Source organism: Sulfurimonas sp. CVO, from assembly GCF_009883775.1.
In the GTDB taxonomy this organism is placed as follows: Bacteria; Campylobacterota; Campylobacteria; order Campylobacterales; family Sulfurimonadaceae; genus Sulfurimonas; species Sulfurimonas xiamenensis.
The window spans coordinates 1,314,576-1,332,673 of the sequence record NZ_CP033720.1; the positions used below are offsets into that span (position 1 = coordinate 1,314,576).

The 18,098-nt window shown below is 33.3% G+C and carries 16 protein-coding genes and 2 tRNA genes; 4 read left to right on the top strand and 14 right to left on the bottom strand.

All coding sequences use genetic code 11. The annotated features are described in order from the left end of the window. Positions 1 to 6: 6 nt before the first annotated feature. Positions 7 to 837: a prephenate dehydrogenase gene (locus tag CVO_RS06615; RefSeq protein WP_159571036.1), complete on the top strand. Its 831-nt coding sequence runs from the start codon at positions 7 to 9 to the stop codon at positions 835 to 837. On the opposite strand, the gene CVO_RS06620 is transcribed toward CVO_RS06615, so the two are convergent. The 14 genes from CVO_RS06620 to CVO_RS06685 all read right to left on the bottom strand — a co-directional run bounded on the left by CVO_RS06620 (position 834) and on the right by CVO_RS06685 (position 14,935). Further along, positions 834 to 2,252 carry a BatD family protein gene (locus tag CVO_RS06620; RefSeq protein WP_159571039.1) on the bottom strand — a complete coding sequence of 473 codons (1,419 nt, stop codon included), beginning with the start codon at positions 2,250 to 2,252 and terminating at the stop codon, positions 834 to 836. The genes CVO_RS06615 and CVO_RS06620 overlap by 4 nt on opposite strands. Positions 2,253 to 2,274: 22 nt before the next feature. Further along, positions 2,275 to 4,143 carry a VWA domain-containing protein gene (locus CVO_RS06625; RefSeq protein ID WP_159571042.1) on the bottom strand — a complete coding sequence of 623 codons (1,869 nt, stop codon included), beginning with the start codon at positions 4,141 to 4,143 and terminating at the stop codon, positions 2,275 to 2,277. After that, on the bottom strand, positions 4,140 to 5,069 hold the full coding sequence (locus tag CVO_RS06630) for a VWA domain-containing protein (RefSeq protein ID WP_159571045.1): 930 nt from the start codon (positions 5,067 to 5,069) through the stop codon (positions 4,140 to 4,142). The genes CVO_RS06625 and CVO_RS06630 overlap by 4 nt, the downstream gene beginning before the upstream one ends. Then, positions 5,062 to 5,469, bottom strand: coding sequence for a hypothetical protein (locus tag CVO_RS06635; protein WP_159571048.1), 408 nt, complete (start codon positions 5,467 to 5,469; stop codon positions 5,062 to 5,064). The genes CVO_RS06630 and CVO_RS06635 overlap by 8 nt, the downstream gene beginning before the upstream one ends. Continuing rightward, complete coding sequence (locus tag CVO_RS06640; protein ID WP_188093932.1) at positions 5,470 to 6,300, bottom strand: DUF58 domain-containing protein; 831 nt, start codon at positions 6,298 to 6,300, stop codon at positions 5,470 to 5,472. Between the two features lie 16 nt (positions 6,301 to 6,316). Next, complete coding sequence (locus CVO_RS06645; RefSeq protein ID WP_159571051.1) at positions 6,317 to 7,264, bottom strand: AAA family ATPase; 948 nt, start codon at positions 7,262 to 7,264, stop codon at positions 6,317 to 6,319. Positions 7,265 to 7,402: 138 nt separating this feature from the next. Beyond that, a complete protein-coding gene (gene lpoB / locus CVO_RS06650; RefSeq protein WP_152298990.1) occupies positions 7,403 to 8,020 on the bottom strand; it encodes a penicillin-binding protein activator LpoB in 618 nt (205 codons plus the stop codon). Then, entirely contained in the window at positions 7,993 to 8,400 is a 408-nt protein-coding gene (locus tag CVO_RS06655; RefSeq protein WP_159571054.1) for a YcfL family putative periplasmic lipoprotein, read from the bottom strand. The genes lpoB and CVO_RS06655 overlap by 28 nt, the downstream gene beginning before the upstream one ends. A gap of 9 nt (positions 8,401 to 8,409) precedes the next feature. Then, positions 8,410 to 9,819: a COG3014 family protein gene (locus tag CVO_RS06660; protein WP_159571057.1), complete on the bottom strand. Its 1,410-nt coding sequence runs from the start codon at positions 9,817 to 9,819 to the stop codon at positions 8,410 to 8,412. Positions 9,820 to 9,826: 7 nt separating this feature from the next. After that, complete coding sequence (locus CVO_RS06665) at positions 9,827 to 10,723, bottom strand: hypothetical protein (protein ID WP_159571060.1); 897 nt, start codon at positions 10,721 to 10,723, stop codon at positions 9,827 to 9,829. Further along, the gene (locus tag CVO_RS06670) at positions 10,724 to 11,458 is read right to left on the bottom strand and encodes a hypothetical protein (RefSeq protein ID WP_159571063.1); all 735 of its coding nucleotides are present in this window, start codon (positions 11,456 to 11,458) and stop codon (positions 10,724 to 10,726) included. Between the two features lie 48 nt (positions 11,459 to 11,506). Then, positions 11,507 to 12,610 (bottom strand): BatD family protein, encoded by a 1,104-nt coding sequence (locus tag CVO_RS06675; protein ID WP_159571066.1) that lies wholly within the window; start codon positions 12,608 to 12,610, stop codon positions 11,507 to 11,509. After that, positions 12,591 to 14,015: a VWA domain-containing protein gene (locus tag CVO_RS06680; RefSeq protein WP_152298984.1), complete on the bottom strand. Its 1,425-nt coding sequence runs from the start codon at positions 14,013 to 14,015 to the stop codon at positions 12,591 to 12,593. The genes CVO_RS06675 and CVO_RS06680 overlap by 20 nt, the downstream gene beginning before the upstream one ends. Next, complete coding sequence (locus CVO_RS06685; protein ID WP_159571069.1) at positions 14,012 to 14,935, bottom strand: VWA domain-containing protein; 924 nt, start codon at positions 14,933 to 14,935, stop codon at positions 14,012 to 14,014. The genes CVO_RS06680 and CVO_RS06685 overlap by 4 nt, the downstream gene beginning before the upstream one ends. 113 nt (positions 14,936 to 15,048) lie before the next feature. Between CVO_RS06685 and CVO_RS06690 the strand changes: the two genes are divergently transcribed. The 3 genes from CVO_RS06690 to CVO_RS06700 all read left to right on the top strand — a co-directional run bounded on the left by CVO_RS06690 (position 15,049) and on the right by CVO_RS06700 (position 18,098). Then, positions 15,049 to 15,124: transfer RNA gene (locus CVO_RS06690), tRNA-Lys, on the top strand. 118 nt (positions 15,125 to 15,242) lie between these two features. After that, positions 15,243 to 15,317 (top strand) — tRNA-Glu (locus tag CVO_RS06695). A gap of 138 nt (positions 15,318 to 15,455) precedes the next feature. Then, complete coding sequence (locus CVO_RS06700) at positions 15,456 to 18,098, top strand: diguanylate cyclase (protein WP_159571072.1); 2,643 nt, start codon at positions 15,456 to 15,458, stop codon at positions 18,096 to 18,098.

Consider the following 18,098-nt stretch of genomic DNA (forward strand, 5'->3'; position numbering starts at 1 on the left):
ACTTATATGAATGTAGCAATAATAGGATTAGGTCTTATGGGAGGTTCACTTGCCATAAGTTTAAAAAAATTAGATTTTATCAATAATATTGTCGGTAGTGATCATAATAAAATTCACCAGCAAGAGGCAGTAGAGCTTGGTTTGGTTGATAATGTTATAGAGTTTAGTGAAATTAAAAATTACGATGTTATTTTTTTAGCAATTCCGGTAGATGGAATAATCTCGGCACTTAAAAATTTAACAGAGGTAAAAGAGAGTGCAACTATTATAGATCTAGGCAGCACAAAATCCAAAATAATTTCATCTGTTCCGACCAAGATACGGAAAAATTTTGTTGCTGCACATCCAATGACAGGAACTGAAAGTTATGGACCAAAAGCTGCAATTGATAATTTATATAAAGACAATGTTGTAGTTTTATGCGATATTGAAAACAGCGGAGATTTTCAAGTAAAAATCGCAAAAAAAATATTTAAAGCTCTTGAGATGAAAAAATATTTTATGTCTGCAAAAGAGCATGACCGTCATGCAGCTTTTATCTCTCATATGCCTCATGCTATCTCCTACTCTCTTGCGAATACGGTTATGCATCAAGAAAACAAACATAATATTTTAGCACTTGCAGCCGGTGGGTTTCGCTCTATGAGCCGTTTAGCAAAGAGCTCTCCAAATATGTGGGAAGACATCTTTAGACAAAATAGAGCAAATCTGCTTGAAGCAATCACTCTCTTTGAAGATGAGTTAAAGCTTCTAAAAGGGTATATTGAAAATGAAGAGTGGGATAAAGTGCATAAAAATATTGAAGCCGGAAATAGACTTCATGATATTTTAGATTAATTTATTTTATATTTTTTTAAAACCTCAGTTACACTTTTTTTATCTATCTCTATATTTTGATTCTGATAGATATTTTTCTCTAAAATATCTATTATCTCTTCAACTTGTGGATCATGCTTAAACTCTAGAAGTTTTACCAAAAGATTTTTAGGATCTTTTATGGAAATTTTGTGCTCTTTTTTAAAATTTATCTTCTCTTTAAAAATCATAATCAAGACTCCACATACCAGCCCAAATACAAATATAATCACTGAAGTGCTACTGTCTATTTGTGTAATTTTTATACTCTCTTGCGCATCACTTCTACTCTCTTGTCTTTTTATATTGAGCACTTCTTCAGATTTGGCATTTTTTACATGTATCGGTATCTCTTTTGTAGAGACAGTTTTTATCTCTTTGGTTTTAGGATTAAAATATTTTAAAGTAAATTCAGGAACACTAAACTCTTTCTCAGCAACGAAAACTAATTTTTGTGTTAATTTGTCTCCCTCGATAGCACCCTTTTCCTCAAAAACAGCAACTCCTTGAATCTCAGGTTTAAAACTTTTTATATCTTCTAAATTTCCGCTGCCCAAAACTTCTACGATACAATTTACAGCTTCATTGGCTTCAATTTCTGTTTTATCAACAGTTGCACTTATGCTAAAATCACCAACTAAATTTATATCTTTTGGAAGCGGTTTTACATCAAAGCTTAACTCATTGGAAAAATAGGTTTTCCACTTTATCGAAGGAATCCAACTGCCCCAGCTGTCTACTTTTGAACTTCTTGAAGCCACTTGCATTTGAGCTTTTGTGATTTTTAATTCACCAGCTCTTTGCGGTGCCATTGTATAGACTATTTTTGTTATGATATATTTTCCATCTTCATACTTTTGCGGCTTTGATTCATTTTTAACCCAAAAACCTTTTAATTCCGGTGAAGTAAATTTACTGTCAACTGCTTCTGCATTTTTTCTTTGCTTAAAAGTGAGTGTCATATCAAATGTCTCACCTACATAAAGTTCTTTTTTATCGCTCTGTAACTTTAAAACAAAATCCAAATCTTTTGTCCCGCTGACAGGAACGACCTTTATCTCAAGAGAATTACTTGATTCTATCTTACCATCAACTTCAACTTCAACAGGTTCTATTGTACAGCTCTTTTGCGGTACAAATTTATAGCTTAAAACATAGTTTTTGCTAATATTTCCATTAATAATCTGCATACTTGTTTGAGAACTTGTAGAGATTACATCACTATCACAGAGCCGCTTTATATTCGGTCTTGTAATCTCTTCTCCGGAGATACTTAAAGAGTATGTAACCATCTCTCCTAATTCTACTGTTTTAGAATCAACTTTAGCGATAACTTCAGCATTAACTCCATGTGAAGAAACAAATAATAAAAATAGTAATTTTAAAATAGTATTCAATTTTTTTCCTTTTAATCAGTTATTACCAAGGTTTTTCATCTAAGCTGCTGCTTTTTGGTTTTTCACTATTTAGTTTATATAAATAGGTACTATTATGAGTACCTAACTGCTCAATCCATTTTTTCTCTTCCTCATCGCTCATACTCTCTTTATCTATTTTTTGCGGTGTAGTAGATTGACTCTGTGAACTGTTTTCATCCTCTTTTTCTAACTTTTCAACCTTCTCTTTTTTACTCTTTTGATCTGTTTGGTTATTATCAGGTCTGCTATCTTGCTCTTTTTCTTTCTTACTCTTCATATCACCGGGATCTTTCTCTTTTGATTCTTTGTTTTGTGAATTTTTTTCTTTATCTGAATTTTTTTCTTGATCTTTATCAGACTCTTTTTTTTCACCATCTTCTGAATCTTGGCTTTTATCACCGTTTTCATCTTCTTTTTGATTTTTTTTATCACTCTTCTCTTTATCACTCTTTTCTTTATTATCTTTTTTTTGTTTCTCTAAAAATTTTTTCACTTCTTGCAAATTTTCTCTCGTCTCTTTGTCCTCTTTGATTTTTAGTGATTTTTCATACGCTTCTACAGCTTTTTGCAAACTCTCCTGATTTGCTTCTTTAGCATAAGCGTTTCCCAAATTTGAAAGATTTTCTGCCTTTTTGTTTTCATCATCAAAAACCGCTTTTTCATACGCCTCTATCGCTTCTTTATACTTTCCTTGTTTATAAAAAGCATTTCCTGCATTAAAATAACTCTCCGAATTTTGCGTATTTTGTGCATACTCTTTATAAATTTCTGCGGCTTCCTCATACTTTTGAACTTTATACGCCTCTTTCGCTTTTCTTAACTCCATAAAATCCAAAATTGCGGCTTGCGCATGTTGAGTGTTAAAAAGAAAAAGAGAAAAAAGTATAAAAACTGATGCCGCACTACTCTTTTTTCTTCCGCCTATAGAGCTTGTGGCAATAAGCAAAAGAATAAGTGACATACCTAAAGGGTAGTAAAAGAGCGGTGTATATCTCTGGATTTTTTCACTCTTTAGCTCTTTTTGATCGCTTTTATCTATTATCTCTTTAAACATAGTTTTTATATCTTTTGAAGAGGTTGTGCCCTCTATATAAACACCTCCCGTTTTTAGAGCCAAATCTGCAATCTTCTCATTGAGTTTTGAGATAATGATATCTCCTTTATACTTTATAAAAGTTCCATCTTGAAGTTTTATAGGCGCGCCTTTTTTGGTTGCAATACCTAAAATAAAGAGAGTAATATTGTGTTTTTTTGCCAACTCTATTTCATCAGAAAAATCGCTCTTGTCTCCTCCGTCACTTAAAAGAAGAAGATACTTTTTATCTTGATCTTTTTGTATTTTATTTACAACATCCAAAAGTGATAGAAAATCTGTTCCTTTTTCAGTAATAGAAGATGTATCAAGCTGGCGAAGCAAGAAAGCAACGGCGCTTGCATCAAAACTAAGAGGAGAGACAAGATAGGAGTTTTTTGCAAAAGCAACTATTCCTATTCTCTCATTTAGTTTTTCATCTAAAAGCGTAAGCACCTTCTGTTTTGCAGCTTCAAGGCGGTTTGGATAGATGTCTGATGCAAGCATTGAGTCTGATATATCTATGGCAATCATAATATCTGCGCTCTTGGCTTTTACCTCAACAGTTCCCTCTTTTATAACAGGTTCTGCCAGTGCTATAATTATAAAAACCCCCATAAGCAAAAAAAGAGCATTTCTTGCTTTAAGCGTTAAAGTATTTGTACTTACACGCAGTCTATCCATAACCTCTTGAGTAAAATAGTTTGCATAAGCCTCTTTCTGCGTAAGCAAAAATCCAAATAAAATAAAAAGCGGAGGCAGCATATAATACAAAAATTCAGGATGTAAAAAACTCATGCATGCCCCCTTTTATTTCTAAGATATATATAGAGCATCAAAGACAAAAAAGATATCAAAAGAGGAAAATGATAGTAATATTTTATATAACTAAAACTCTCTCCTTTTATTTCAGACTTTTCCAGAGCATCAATTGTTTTATACACCTCTTTTAACTCATCGGCATTTGAAGCTCCAAAAGCAACTCCTCCACTCTCTTTTGCTATTTGCATTAATACATCTCTGTTATATTCATGTGGCATACCTATTCCGATAGGATAAACTTTAACGCCCTCTTTTTTTACCATATCCAGTGCAACATCAAATGGAATTTTATCAATCTGGGGCGTGCTGTGGCCATCTGTGAGCAAAATAGCCACTTTCGTCTTTGATTTGCTCATCTTTAAAAGATTCACGCCTTGTGCAAGAGATGTGTTTAGTGCAGTATATTTTCCTGCCATCCCAATATTGAGTTGCGAAAGAATTTTATTTAAAATATTTGCATCGTATGTAAGAGGTGAAGCGATAAATGAAAAAGACCCAAATACGACCAAACCTATATTGTCATTTTCTCTTTTAGATATAAAATCACTCACAATATTTTTTACTACATCAAACCTTGTCAATCTTGGATTAGCTGCATCAAATCCATTTGCCATCATTGATTCTGAAGCATCCAAAATTAAAGCCATCTCATATCCCTCTTTTGGTTCAAGTTCGTACGGTTCATCTTTTACAGGCGACATGAGAGCTAAAATCATCATAACAACTCCAAGCCATTTTAAAAAAAAGAGTGTTTTTGATGCTGAAACAGAAGTTTTTAAAAACTCGCCCGTATGAGGAAAGTAGATAGATGGCAATTTCATCTTGCAAAACAGAGCGCATACTATAAAAAAAAGAGTTATAAATGCTATTTGTGGAAATTCAAAATAGACTCCATCAAACATCAATCATCTCCTTATAAAGTTCTATATAACCGATAACTTCATCTTCAAATGCATCAACCTCTTTTTTGTACTTATACGCTGTAAGTCTATTAACAATATTTTCATACATCTCTTGATGTCTGGGAGTATCATTTTTAAATGTTGCACCGTAAAAAGTTATAGCGTAAGCACTCTTTTTTGTATCATTCAAATCGAGTGAATTTAAAATCTTAAAATGCTCTTTTCGTATATTAAAAACTTTGCGTTTTTTTAACCAGATATAGATAAAATAGCCAACTGCAAGTAGTAAAACAAGAGTCAAAAAAGTTATGCCTAAAAAATAGTAAAAGGAGTACTCTTCTACTTCAACAATTGGTTTTATATCATGTAGCGGGATATCGTAACTTTGTGATTTTTCCATCTATCGTCCCTCAAAAAGTCTGCGAAGTGCTACAGCTACACTTGAATCAGTATAGACTTTTGTAAACCTTATACCACTTTTTCTAAGTGTTTCAAAAAGTTTATAATCATGCAGCGCAACCTTTTTACTGTAAGCTTTTACACTCGAAGAGTTAAAGTCACCCTCTAAAACCACTCCGCTTTCTGGATCCAACAAAGATGCAAAACCCATTTTGGGAGGATGCTCTTCAAGTCTATCTCTGACTACAACGGAAATAACTTCATGCTTTTTTGCTAAGAGCTTAAAATCGGGTATCTCAAAGTAGTCACCGATTATTAAAATAAGCGATTTTCTCTTTAATCTTCTAAAAAGAGTATCGGCAATAAATTTAAAATCAACCCTTCTGTTTAATGCATTAAAATTTAAAATCTCTTCGACACTTTTTTGAACCTGATAGAGCTTTTTACTTGGTTTTGTATGCGAAATCATCTCGTCGGTAAAGATATAAGAGCTTAACAGGTCTCCATTTTTAAGCGTTGAAAATCCTAAAAGAGCAGCTACTTCAGCAATTATCTCCTGTTTAAATTTCTTAGAACCAAAGTGAACACTGCCGTTTAAAATAGAAACTATTACAACACTCAGTTCTCTCTCTTCGCGAAAAATTTTGATAAAAGGTTTTTGCATCTTAGCGGTAATATTCCAGTCAATATGGCGGATGTCATCACCGGGCATATATTCACGAAGCTCGATAAAGTCATACCCTTCACCATGAAAAACAGAAGGGTTGTTTCCGACCATTTCGCTAAAGACCTGGCGTCTTGCGCGAACCAATATTTTTTTTAATTTGCTCATAACATAATGCTCAAATCTACGGTATTGCTACAGTTTCAAGCACTTTTTGTATAATCTCATCAGTTGTAATGCCCTCTGCTTCGGCTTCATATGTAAGCACAATACGGTGTCGCATAAGCTCTTTTGCGATATAGGCAACATCCACAGGCGTTACAAAATCCTTACCTCTCATAAATGCCATCGCTTTTACCGCCTTAAACATATCGATGCTTACACGAGGTGATGCTCCAAACTGTATATAGTCTTTAATCTCATCAAGTCCATAAAGATGAGGATTTCTTGTAGCATTGACAAGCTCAATCATATACTCCTCTACCTGCTCATCGATATGTATACTCTTTACAGCTTTTTTTAGCTCCTTTAAATCCTCATGCGTTATTACGCTCTCTATTGTTTCAAAGTTGCCGCTTGATATTCTTCTTGCAATCTCTAACTCCTGCTCTTTTGTATTGTAATCAATAACAAGTTTAAGCATAAATCTATCAAGCTGGGCCTCTGGAAGCTGATAGACTCCCTCCTGCTCAACAGGGTTTTGAGTAGCCATAACAAAAAACGGCGGTTCAAGTTTAAATGTAGTATCTCCCAAAGTCACCTGCTTCTCCTGCATTACCTCCAATAATGCAGACTGAACTTTTGCCGGAGCACGATTTATCTCATCAGCCAAAAGCAGGTTTGTGAAAATTGGACCCTTTTTTATCTTGAAGCTGTTGTTTTGAGGATCATATATCTCAGCACCCAAAATGTCTGAAGGAAGTAAATCGGGGGTAAACTGAGCTCTTTTAAAATTAAGTCCCAGACTTTGTGCCAACGCATTTACGGTTGTAGTTTTAGCAAGTCCGGGAACACCCTCTATAAGAATATGCCCTTCACACAAAAGAGCAATAAGAAGAGAGTCTATCATCTTCTCCTGTCCGACAACTACCTTAGAAACCTCTTTTTTAATCAACTCTATTTTAGAAATCATTTATTTCAAACCTTATTTGATAAATTGATATTTTATCGTCAGAGTATAGCAAAAGGGTGTTAATGATTGATAAAAAAGTGTGTGAAAAAATATAAAAATTAAAGAGCAGACAGAACTATCTGCAAACTGCTCTTTATATTACCATGCAACAGATTTATTGCTGCCTCTTTTGGCAACGATACGCTCGTCTTCCCAAAACGCCAAACCTGTTTTAATATCCGTAAGCGAGAGTTGAAAATAGTACTCAACTCTTTGAGTTTTACTGTCCACTCTGATATTTCTTTGAAGAATTTTCCCTGAAAGGCTTAAATCAGGTGCAATCATTTCGCCTTTGCCGGCAACTGTTTTTTGGTCAAACTCCACATTGCCTCTCAACTCCTCTCTTGTCTGCATAGACATAGGGTCTTCTGCACCGCTTACGCCCACAGCCGTTGTTACAACAACCTTGCCGCTTTGAAGAAGTCCTACACGAATTTTTTTAATAAGCTGATCTGTATCGATATGCTGCATCGTATCATTAATAATGCGTGAGATAACCAAAACATATCGTTCGCCATCTTTTTTATCTACAGCACCCGAAGCAAGAAGTGACTCTATCATATCCTGAGCAGCCCCTTGAAAGTCTCTATAATCAAGACTCATTACCGCTTCACCTTTGTCATTTTCAATATCTATATTTGTAGTTTTTGTCTCACAACCGCCAAATATAACTCCGACAACCGCTAAAATTAATGTCCATCGTATTGCTCTTCGCATATTACTTCCTTCTCTTTTTTTATATATAAACGAAATGTAGTCGCTTTTGTATCCGGTGATGTTGCATTGATGTAAAACGGCTGTTTGGCATAAGCCGGAACCGTGTTCCATTTTGAGAGTATACTCTCTATCTTAAAGCCATCTTTATCAAACCAAACAATACGGTATTCAAGGACTTGATAAGTGCCTGATTTATTCTCACCGCTCACTTGAGCCTGCATAAAACCGTCAGCTCTCTTGCGACCTTTAATATCTTTTATAATTATATCACTACTGCTGCAGCTGCTTATAACTTTAACAATTGAATCTTCCGGCTCAGGTGACTTACTGCACCCCGCCATAAAGAAGAGTATCAAAACAATCAATCCAACTAATTTCATCTATACTCCTTAAAAATTTATAACATTAACACTCGGTTTTGACATAGCTTTTGGTATTCTAACATAAACAATAGAGTGCTTTACATCTTTATCAATATTTATATCTATATTATGAACTCCTGTTCTTAACAAAAGCTTATTACTCTCTGGCATTTTAACTTTTACAACTTGAAAATCTTTAGGTAAAGTATTCCAGCTTCTAATATCTGCACGGTTTGTTAAAAGTTGAAACACTGCGGTGGCCAATCCAAGGTATGGATTCTCATCACCCGCCTGATATTGTGCATATGTTTTAAGCATTGCAGAAAATATTGCACGCGTTAAAATATCATTATATACATAATTAAACTCTGTTTGTATAACACGATTCATATCGCTAATAACCGATGTTTTATCAAGTAATTTACCTTGAGAAAAAACAGCTATATTTTGCGTTGCTTGTTGTCGTTTTTGTAATTTTGGCAATGCTATACCGGTGTAGATAAGCTTATTTGAGGCTAAAAATATTGGAATATTTATTTTAAACTCTTTTTTAATTGGACCTAAACCATTTTCATATATTATCCATACAAATCTATCTTTAGGAAGTTTCCCTAAAAGTGCATTTTCAACCATTTCAAAATCAGATTCTACTGTTTTATTATGAGGTGACATACCGTAAGCCTCTTTTAAAAGAGAGGATGCTTTTGCATAATCACCCTCTATTGCAAAAAAGAGACCTGCCAAATATGTAGTAAAAGGGTTTATAAAATCGGGATATGCTTCAAACTGCTCAAGAGTGGAATAATTTTGTCTAATTATACTTTTTATCTGTGGATTATTAAGTGTTTTATCAAATGCATCTGATCTCTGCTCCCTCTTTTTCTCGGCTATAGCATCTTTTTGTTTGGCGATTAACTCTGCATATGTCTCTTTTGCACGGCGCTGGCGGTCAACAGCACGGTTGAGCTCCACTCGCGCCTGCTCAAATTTTTTAAGAGCCATATAGTCGAGTGATTTATATGTATTTACCATCACTGCCTCAGAAATAGAAGCATGATAATCTATTGCCATATCATTTAGCATAAGACTTGCAATATAATCACTTGTATTTGCAGAGAGTGTCTTTTTATGATGAACTTTGATAATATCTTCAGACGCATCAAGCATTTTAAGACTATTTTTATACTCTTTTGCAAAAAAGTAACTGTTTCCGGCTTGAAGAGCAGAAAGAAGATTTGCCTCATCAAGCTTTGATTTTTCATCTTTATCCCCAAGCGCAATTTCTGCCGACAATCTATACTCGCCCGCAACAAATTTTTCATAACTTTGCGCACAACTGCCGACATCCACTCCTATGGAGTTTGCCAAGTTTGCCACACATCCTGTAAAAAACACAGAAGCAAAAATAAAAAGCGCTCTATTTAAAACTTTTAGCATATTATTTTTATATCTCATCTTTTCTTACAATCCATATATACAACTCACAACTTTTAGGATCAAGCCAGATATCTTTTTGCTCTACAGAAATCGATTTAGCCTTGCTTCTAATAACAGCTGATGACTCAAATATTTCTCCAGATATCTCATCATCTACTATTTTTAAGAGTTCATGCTCTGATTCTATCTGCATTTTTTTATCTTTTAAAAGAGATGATTTTGCCAAAGCCGATGCGGCCTTTTTTTGTTCTAAAAAATTCATTCCCTCACTTTTTTCTGCAATTCCGACAGAACCAAATACTCCGTTTTGGTTTGGCCTAAAAAACCATACAGGCTTATTTTGAAAAAGAGCACTTTTTGTATTGATTGTTTGAAGTATCTCTGTTGAATAGCAGTTGCTCTTTATAAGTTCATCTTTCTCAAATGGACGAGTCGCCAAAGAAGGAATTGAGATTTTATCCTCTTTAGTATTTGAATTTCTGCCGATTATTTTATCAATTCTCTCTTTTGAACTCTCTACTAAAATGTAGAGTTTTCGCTGTGAATCAAAATATGCATCTACTTGATACGATTCACTTAAAAACACTTTAGAGAGAGCACTGATTTTATCTCTAAATTTATTTGAAATCTCAGTACTATTTACTTTTAGCTCACCCTCTAAAGAGGATGTTATATAGGAGCTTATATTATGCGCCAATTGACTCTTTGCTTCATTAAGAGCTTCAGCTTGCTGCGTATAAACCCCTTGAAAATTGACTTCGCTTGTGCCGACTGCCTGTGTTAAAGAGTGATTATTCACCCATAAAGGAAGCTCTTCTTGCTCTTTTGGTTTTGGCTCCAGTGAACACCCGCTTAGATAGTAGAGTAAAAATAGCAAAAAAATTCTATATAAAAAGCTTCTCATTTACTCTTCTCTATAGAGCGTTCCTTTTGCAACTTCTATCCCCTCCTCGTCCAGCTGCATAAAGAGAGATTGCGTATCATTTACTTTTTTTAGCACTACAAATAGCTTGTCTGTACATCTTTGCCACCCGTAATTAAGCTTTTGACGAAACTTAATCATTGTCGAACTCTTTTGCTGAATAATCAAATCTCCGCCGCAATTTGAAGCAATATAGTTTATGGTCGCTTTTCCGGAATTGGTTATCTTTACAATAACATCACTGCTGCTCCCTCCACTTTTCATAATAAAACCCTTCCATGTGCCATAAAAACCTTGTTTTATCTGAGCAATTTTGTCATCTACTCCATCTATGCTAAACTCTTCACTCTCTCTTTGCATAGCCATATTTTGCAAATCTTCATCCGTGGCAAAAGCCTCAATGGTTACGACAATATCACCGAATTTTTCTCCGTTTCTAAATTTCGGTTCGCCTTTAATGCGCACAATGCCGCTTGATTCTTCTCGTATAACATCATCCAAAATCTTTCCGTTAAACATTAGAGTTTCAGAAGTTAAAAATTCACCGTAAATCTCTTTTGCAGCAGCACTTTTTGCCTCCTGCAGAGCAATCTCTTTTACCTGAACAAACGATTTCTCGGGATAGAACATCTGATTTATAGTAACTGTTTTAACAACTGTTTTGTCTGCAAAAGCCAAAGCGAAAAAAAATGTAACGATTATAAATAAATATCTCACTTTTGTTCCCTTTTTTACATATTTTAAACAATTCTAGTTAAAAAAGATTTAATCCAATATTAACCTCTTTGCATTCTTTAACGAAACAATTTTTTTTGCTTCTATATCTGAAATAGTCTTCTCATATTTTTTAGCGTTTTGTAAAACCAAAAGTACCATCAATTCATCCATTGATTTTGCTTCATCTATTTTTTGTAAAAATCTCTTATCTTCACTCTCTTTAGAAGCTCTTTTTTTTATTTTTATTTTTCCCACAAAAAATCCTGTAATAAAAAAGAGAGAGAAATAAAGATAGTCGTAATTAAAAACAAATTTCTCTTTTTCTTCCTTATCAAGAAGTTCCTCTTTACTAAATCCTTTTGCAACACTTATCTCTATATTATCAGCAGCCAGACTCTTTATCTTCTGCTCTTTAAGATTAAAATACTCAATCTCTGTTTTTGGAATTATAAAATCTTTCTCTGAGACAAACGCAAATTTTTGACTCCACTCTCCATGCAGACCATCTTCATGCAGTGTTTGTCTCTGCGTAGGCTCTGCTGCAAAAATTTTAACACCCTCTATAGTAAATTCGATTGGTTTTATAGCTTCAAAATTACCTACTCCATCAATAATAATCTGCATATGATAAGGCTCATAAGCCTTGACTTCAGGTTTGTTTGTTTTTACTTTTAAAGCAAAATCCCCCACTAAAGTGCTATTTGTCTCTTTTACATCAATTTTAAAACTTTTTTGTTTAAACTTCTTTACAAAAAAGTCCTCTTTTTGAACATTATCTCTGCCGATTACGGTATTTTCAATTGACTCTTTTGTCGTCTTTTTCATAAGAGCATCAAACTCAATGATAATCTCTCCCGTCTCTTTAGGATAGACTACAAACTCATAACTGTTTACCCTTTTTCCTTCGATAATGCTTTCGCTCTGGCGTAAATTTTTTACCGTATATTTTTCATACTCTTTTGCAGGGTTAAAATCTATGGTGTAAAGCTCTGAAGCATCACTAAATGTACAAACATATCTAATATAAACAGGCTCATGTAAATAAGCTGTTTTCTTACTTATTGTTGCACTCCATGTATATGTTGAAGCAAAAACTTCTGTATAAAAAAATAAAAAGAATAATAGAAAAATGTTACCAAGGTTTTTTCTCATCTACACTCCTTTTGTTTATAAGCTCATACTGTTTTGAACTCAGCTTTGCTTTGCCGCGGGCCAAGTTTATTGTATTTTGGGATTTTACCTCTTTTCCGCTATCATCAGCTCCGCTGCTTGCAGCCGCACTCACCTGCATATTGGAACCGCCGCCCTCTTTTTTATTTTTCTTACTCTGCTCTTTTTTTGCCAAAGCCGATCTTTTTTTTGCTTGCTGCTGTCCTGTGCTCATCTCTTTGTTCTCGCCAACATCTCGAATATACTCCAAATTTTCATCCGCCTCTTTTGAGTACATAAGCGTTAAAGATTTTATATACGCCTCTCTTGCTTTTTCAAACCGCTTAAGTCTTACAAGTGTATTCCCTATATTGTAAAAAATAATGGATTTTGTCTCACTATCACCCGATTTTACAACCTCAAAATTTTGCAATGCCTTTTCATACTCGCCGCTTCTGTAAAACTCTGTCGCCTTATTGAAAAACTCCATATTTTGGCTTGCATTCAGATGTACCCCAAAGAGAAGTAAAAAAGCCACAATAAATTTCTTAAGTGTTGTAACACTTACTAAAAAAGTGACAATTGCCAATGCGATAAAGTAATAAAAAAGCTCCAAATTTCTCATAATAGTTGTTTTACTCTCTTTATCTTTACTCTTTTGTGCATCAAGTGCATCAAGAAGCGTGTCCAGATCTTTTGTATAGACCCCCTTAGTAGCATCTGAAATCTCTTGAATCATACTGTTTTCTCTGCTTATAACAATATCTCCGAGTTCATCTTTTAAAAGTTCGCCGTTTTCAAGTTTAAGAGTAGAACCCATCTTGGAAGCCGTCATAAAAATATTTACAATCATATTATTCTCTTTTGCAAAATTTGCTTCGGCTTCATAACTAAGCTCGTCTCCTCCGTCGCTAAAGAGTACAACCGTGATTTTTTTTGCTTTTGACATTTTTCTAGCAAGTTGCAGCGCGGAGATAATAGTGCTGCCTTTGGTTATAACAAACTTCTCATCAAGAGAACCAAATAGATGCATCAAAAGCTCTTTGTCTTCGGTCATTGGAGAGAGTATTATCGCATTTGTAGTAAATCCCAACACCCCAAAACGACTTTTATCTTCTACTTGAACCATCTCTTTTAGCTTCTCTTTTGCATAGAGAAGTCTTGTAGGTTTCAGATCTTCTCCCTGCATCGAAAAAGAGAGGTCCACGCCGATAATAATATCGCTTAGCATCTGTTTGGATTCTATGGGTTCTTGTTCGATAACCGGTCTTGAAAGCGCTATCACAATAAACATAAATGTTAAAATATATCCATAAAATGTTATGCGAAACTCTCTAAAATCTTTTTTCATAAAAAATGGCAAAATCAGAAGCAAAAGCCACAGATATTGAGGATATAAAAGAGTCATTTTTTTGCCTCTGTATAAAGTAGGTAAAGCAAAATACCTAAAGCAAAAAGAAGCAACATCCAGTAATAAAAATCTTTTAGAAGATACTCTCTGCTTTTTATCTTTGAAGACTCCATTGCATCAATCTCTTCATAAATGCTCTTTAGCTCTTTTGCCGAGTATGCACTAAAGAAAACTCCCCCGCTCTCCTTCGCTATCTTTTGCAAGAGCGCCTCATCGGCTTCACCTTTGCTGCCCATGCCAATCGTATATATCTTTATATCTGCATCCTGCGCTAGTTTTGCAGCCTCTTTTGGAGAGATCTCACCGCTGTTATGTTCTCCGTCTGTTAAAAGAATTAGGATCTTTGATTTTGCGCGTGAGTGTTCAAATGCGCGCACACCCATCGCTATTGCATCGCCTATTGCCGTGTTTTGTCCTGCCATGCCATGTGAAAGATAACTAAGCATTTCAACAACTATCTCTTTCTCATATGTAATAGGAGAAGCGATAAAAGCAAAATCGCCAAATGCAACAACACCAACATTATCACTCTCTCTTTTATATATAAAATCTGAAGCAATTACCTTTGCAATCTCAAGTCTTGAGAGCCGCTTCCCTCTGCTTACTTCATCCTCCATATCAAACCCTGATGCGTTCATGGAACCGCTTGCATCTATTGCCAAAAGTATATCTTTTCCGTGCCTATTGAGCGGATTTATTTTATCTACAGCTATTGGAGAAGCAAGCGCAGTAAAAAGCAACAAAAATATAAAAATCTTCAAAAGCTGCTCAGCCTTTAAAAAACTCTTTTTTGCAGATAAAAAATGCAGATGCACAAAATAGTTTGGTTTCTTATGCTCTTTGCATCTGTATATACAGTAAAGTGCCGGAAATAACAGTAAAATCAAGAAGGAGTATTCTAAACTAATATTATTCATTCTTATGTATTTTAACTAAAAAAATGTAAAATTTTTATATTTTTTAAATTTTTACTTGACATACAAGCTCTATTTCCCTATAATTCGCGTCCACAAACAATAAGTTTGTATCTGTCTTGTTAGCTCAGCTGGTAGAGCACGTCACTTTTAATGATGTGGCCGATGGTTCGAATCCATCACAGGACACCATTTATATAGACATTAATTTTTCTTTTATCAAGGAAAATTTGATTTTTTTAATAAGAAAATGTACATATGGTACATGACGAATGAAAAATTAAATTTGACGCAGAGAAAAATAAAATTTGGCCCCGTCGTCTAGCGGTCAGGATCCATGGTTTTCATCCATGTTACAGGAGTTCGATTCTCCTCGGGGTCACCACTTTTTATCTTCTAATTCTATATCACTATATTATGCCACTTTAAACTTCAATTGGCAATTTTAATTTACATTACAATCCATTAAAAATGATATAATCAAAATATTAATAAATTTTAGAATAAAAAAGAATTGTTTTTAATGCATAAAAAAAATATTATAAAGTATGTCCTTATTTTTATCTCTCTAAGTGCTGTTGCACTTTTTATCTCAAACTATCAATATAAAAACCATGAACAAGAAATTTTAAATCAAGAAAAAGATCTGCTCTCTATTACCTATAATACAATTAAAAAATCTTACAAAATACATTCAGAGATTTTTTTTATAACTAAAATCAACACCAAAGATATTCTTGATTTAATGAAAAAAGCAAATAGCACAGAAATAGATAAAAAAAACAGTGCAAGAGAAGAGCTCTACTCTTCATTATCTGATACATACAACTCTATGAAGCTTTTTAAAATCAAACAACTTCACTTTCATCTTCCAGACAATGAAAGTTTTTTACGATTTCACAGACCAAACAGATATGGAGACAATTTAACCGGTATAAGAGATACCGTTGCTTATGTCAATAAACATAAAGTGCCTGTATCTAGCTTTGAAGAGGGAAGAATTTACAACGGATACCGTTTTATATATCCTATTATTGAAGAAAATAGACACTACGGAAGTGTTGAAATTTCTGTTTCAATGCATGAAATCATTCAACATATAAAAAATGAAACTATTTCTGATGTGGAATTTATTATTAAGAAAAATATAGTTCAAAAAAAAGTTTTCGAAGATGAGAAAAAAAACTATGCTCAAAGTAAAATACATAAAGACTATTTTTATGAAAAGAGTATCTCAAATAAAGAGAGTGCGCTTATCAAAACTTTTACCGATTCATATCCCTATCTTGGCAATAATATAAACAAAGGTTCCATATTTAATTTTTCTACAAACTATAATAATACTATTTATATAACAACTTTTATTCCAGTCTATAACACTCATTCAAGACAATATGTGGGCAATATTGTTATTACACGCCCTAATATATCTCTTGAATATCACCATAAAAAAAATATATTTATAAACATAATTATCATAATGTTCCTAGCGCTTTTGATATATGCATACTATAGAGTTGAAAAAAAGAATCAAGAGTTAAAGAAAAAAAACAAAACACTCAATAATATACAAGATATTGCAAAATTAGGTTCTTGGGAATTAAATGCAAAAACCAATAAAATAGAGTGGAGTGATGAAGTTTATAAAATTTTTGGATTTAAGCCGCAATCTTTTGAGTTGACATATGAAACTTTTCTTGAATTTATTTACCCAAAAGATAAAATTAAAGTAGATGAAATTTTTAAAAAATCAATAAAATTAAAAGAGACTTATCAAATCCAACATAGAATTATAAAATCTGATAAATCAATCGCTTATGTAAATCAAACAGGACATCATATATATGACCAAAAGGGTGCTTATATTTACACCATCGGAACGATACATGATGTTACAAGCATTATTGAATATGAAAACAAAATTAATTTTATAAAAAATGAATTAGAATCAATAGCAAATCATATTCCCGATATTTTATTTAGATCTAAAACTGATGACGCTATGACTATACTTTTTGTAAATAATGCTATTTATAAAATCACCGGGTACAAAGCACAAAGCTTTATACTAAACAAAGTTAGAAGCTATAGAAGTATCATACATCCTCAAGACAGAGAAAATGTCTATAAAGAGATCAAAAAAGCTTTGATTAAAAATCGTGACTACTCTATAGAGTATAGAATTTTAAACTCAATCGGTGATGTTGTATGGGTTCGAGAAAGTGGCAAAAAAGGTAAAAATGATGAAGGAATGGAAATAGTAGAGGGTATTATTACAGATATCACGCATCAGAAAAACAGTATAGACAAACTTAGAAAATTTATTGACATACAAGACAGTATAGTTATTTTGACAGATACAAAAAAAATTATTTTCGCAAATAAAAAGTTTTTTGATTTTTTTGGATATAAAAATCTAAAAGAGTTCAATAATAATCATAACTGTATCTGTGATATGTTTATAAAAGATGACACTTTTTTTCATCTAGAAAAAATCTCTCCAAAAGAGAAAGACTGGGTAAAAAGTATGCTAAATCTTCCGGGAAGAGAGAGAATCGTCTCAATGTCAAGCAAAAACAACAATCCTCATGCTTTTTCAGTCTCTATCAACAACTTTGATCCACAAATCTATATAATTAATTTCAGTGATATCAGCGACACAATGTTTGAAAAACTTCAACTAGAGAAAAAAGCTACTAGAGATCAGCTTACAAAAGCTTATAATAGAACATATTTTGATTCTTCAATTGAAAATATAATTAAAAACAATGAAAAACTAAATGGAAAAACAGGTGTTATACTACTGGATATTGATTATTTTAAAAAAATAAATGACAACTATGGACATAACACCGGTGATGAAGTTTTAAAAACTTTAGTTAAACTTTTAAATCGTTTGATTAGAAAAGATGATGTTTTAATAAGATGGGGCGGTGAAGAATTTATTATAATTCTTTATGCTAAATCAATTGAAAATGTATTAAAACTAGCAGAAAAATTAAGATATGCCATAGAACATCATAGATTTGCAAACATTCCAAGTGTTACATGCAGCTTCGGAATAGCACTGCATAACTATAATGATACAATTGAAGAGACCATAAATAAAGCTGATCAAAAACTCTATGAAGCTAAAAACAGAGGTAAAAATATAGTTGTATCATAA

What these genes read in the sequence shown, in the direction of transcription:
- CVO_RS06665 (WP_159571060.1), bottom strand. Translation starts at nt 10,723, where the DNA reads ATGAGAAGCTTTTTATATAGAATTTTTTTGCTATTTTTACTCTACTAT.
- CVO_RS06615 (WP_159571036.1), top strand. Translation starts at nt 7, where the DNA reads ATGAATGTAGCAATAATAGGATTAGGTCTTATGGGAGGTTCACTTGCC.
- CVO_RS06625 (WP_159571042.1), bottom strand. Translation starts at nt 4,143, where the DNA reads ATGAGTTTTTTACATCCTGAATTTTTGTATTATATGCTGCCTCCGCTT.
- CVO_RS06640 (WP_188093932.1), bottom strand. Translation starts at nt 6,300, where the DNA reads ATGAGCAAATTAAAAAAAATATTGGTTCGCGCAAGACGCCAGGTCTTT.
- CVO_RS06635 (WP_159571048.1), bottom strand. Translation starts at nt 5,469, where the DNA reads ATGGAAAAATCACAAAGTTACGATATCCCGCTACATGATATAAAACCA.
- lpoB (WP_152298990.1), bottom strand. Translation starts at nt 8,020, where the DNA reads ATGCGAAGAGCAATACGATGGACATTAATTTTAGCGGTTGTCGGAGTT.
- CVO_RS06645 (WP_159571051.1), bottom strand. Translation starts at nt 7,264, where the DNA reads ATGATTTCTAAAATAGAGTTGATTAAAAAAGAGGTTTCTAAGGTAGTT.
- CVO_RS06700 (WP_159571072.1), top strand. Translation starts at nt 15,456, where the DNA reads ATGCATAAAAAAAATATTATAAAGTATGTCCTTATTTTTATCTCTCTA.
- CVO_RS06630 (WP_159571045.1), bottom strand. Translation starts at nt 5,069, where the DNA reads ATGTTTGATGGAGTCTATTTTGAATTTCCACAAATAGCATTTATAACT.
- CVO_RS06655 (WP_159571054.1), bottom strand. Translation starts at nt 8,400, where the DNA reads ATGAAATTAGTTGGATTGATTGTTTTGATACTCTTCTTTATGGCGGGG.
- CVO_RS06675 (WP_159571066.1), bottom strand. Translation starts at nt 12,610, where the DNA reads ATGAGAAAAAACCTTGGTAACATTTTTCTATTATTCTTTTTATTTTTT.
- CVO_RS06685 (WP_159571069.1), bottom strand. Translation starts at nt 14,935, where the DNA reads ATGAATAATATTAGTTTAGAATACTCCTTCTTGATTTTACTGTTATTT.
- CVO_RS06660 (WP_159571057.1), bottom strand. Translation starts at nt 9,819, where the DNA reads ATGCTAAAAGTTTTAAATAGAGCGCTTTTTATTTTTGCTTCTGTGTTT.
- CVO_RS06680 (WP_152298984.1), bottom strand. Translation starts at nt 14,015, where the DNA reads ATGACTCTTTTATATCCTCAATATCTGTGGCTTTTGCTTCTGATTTTG.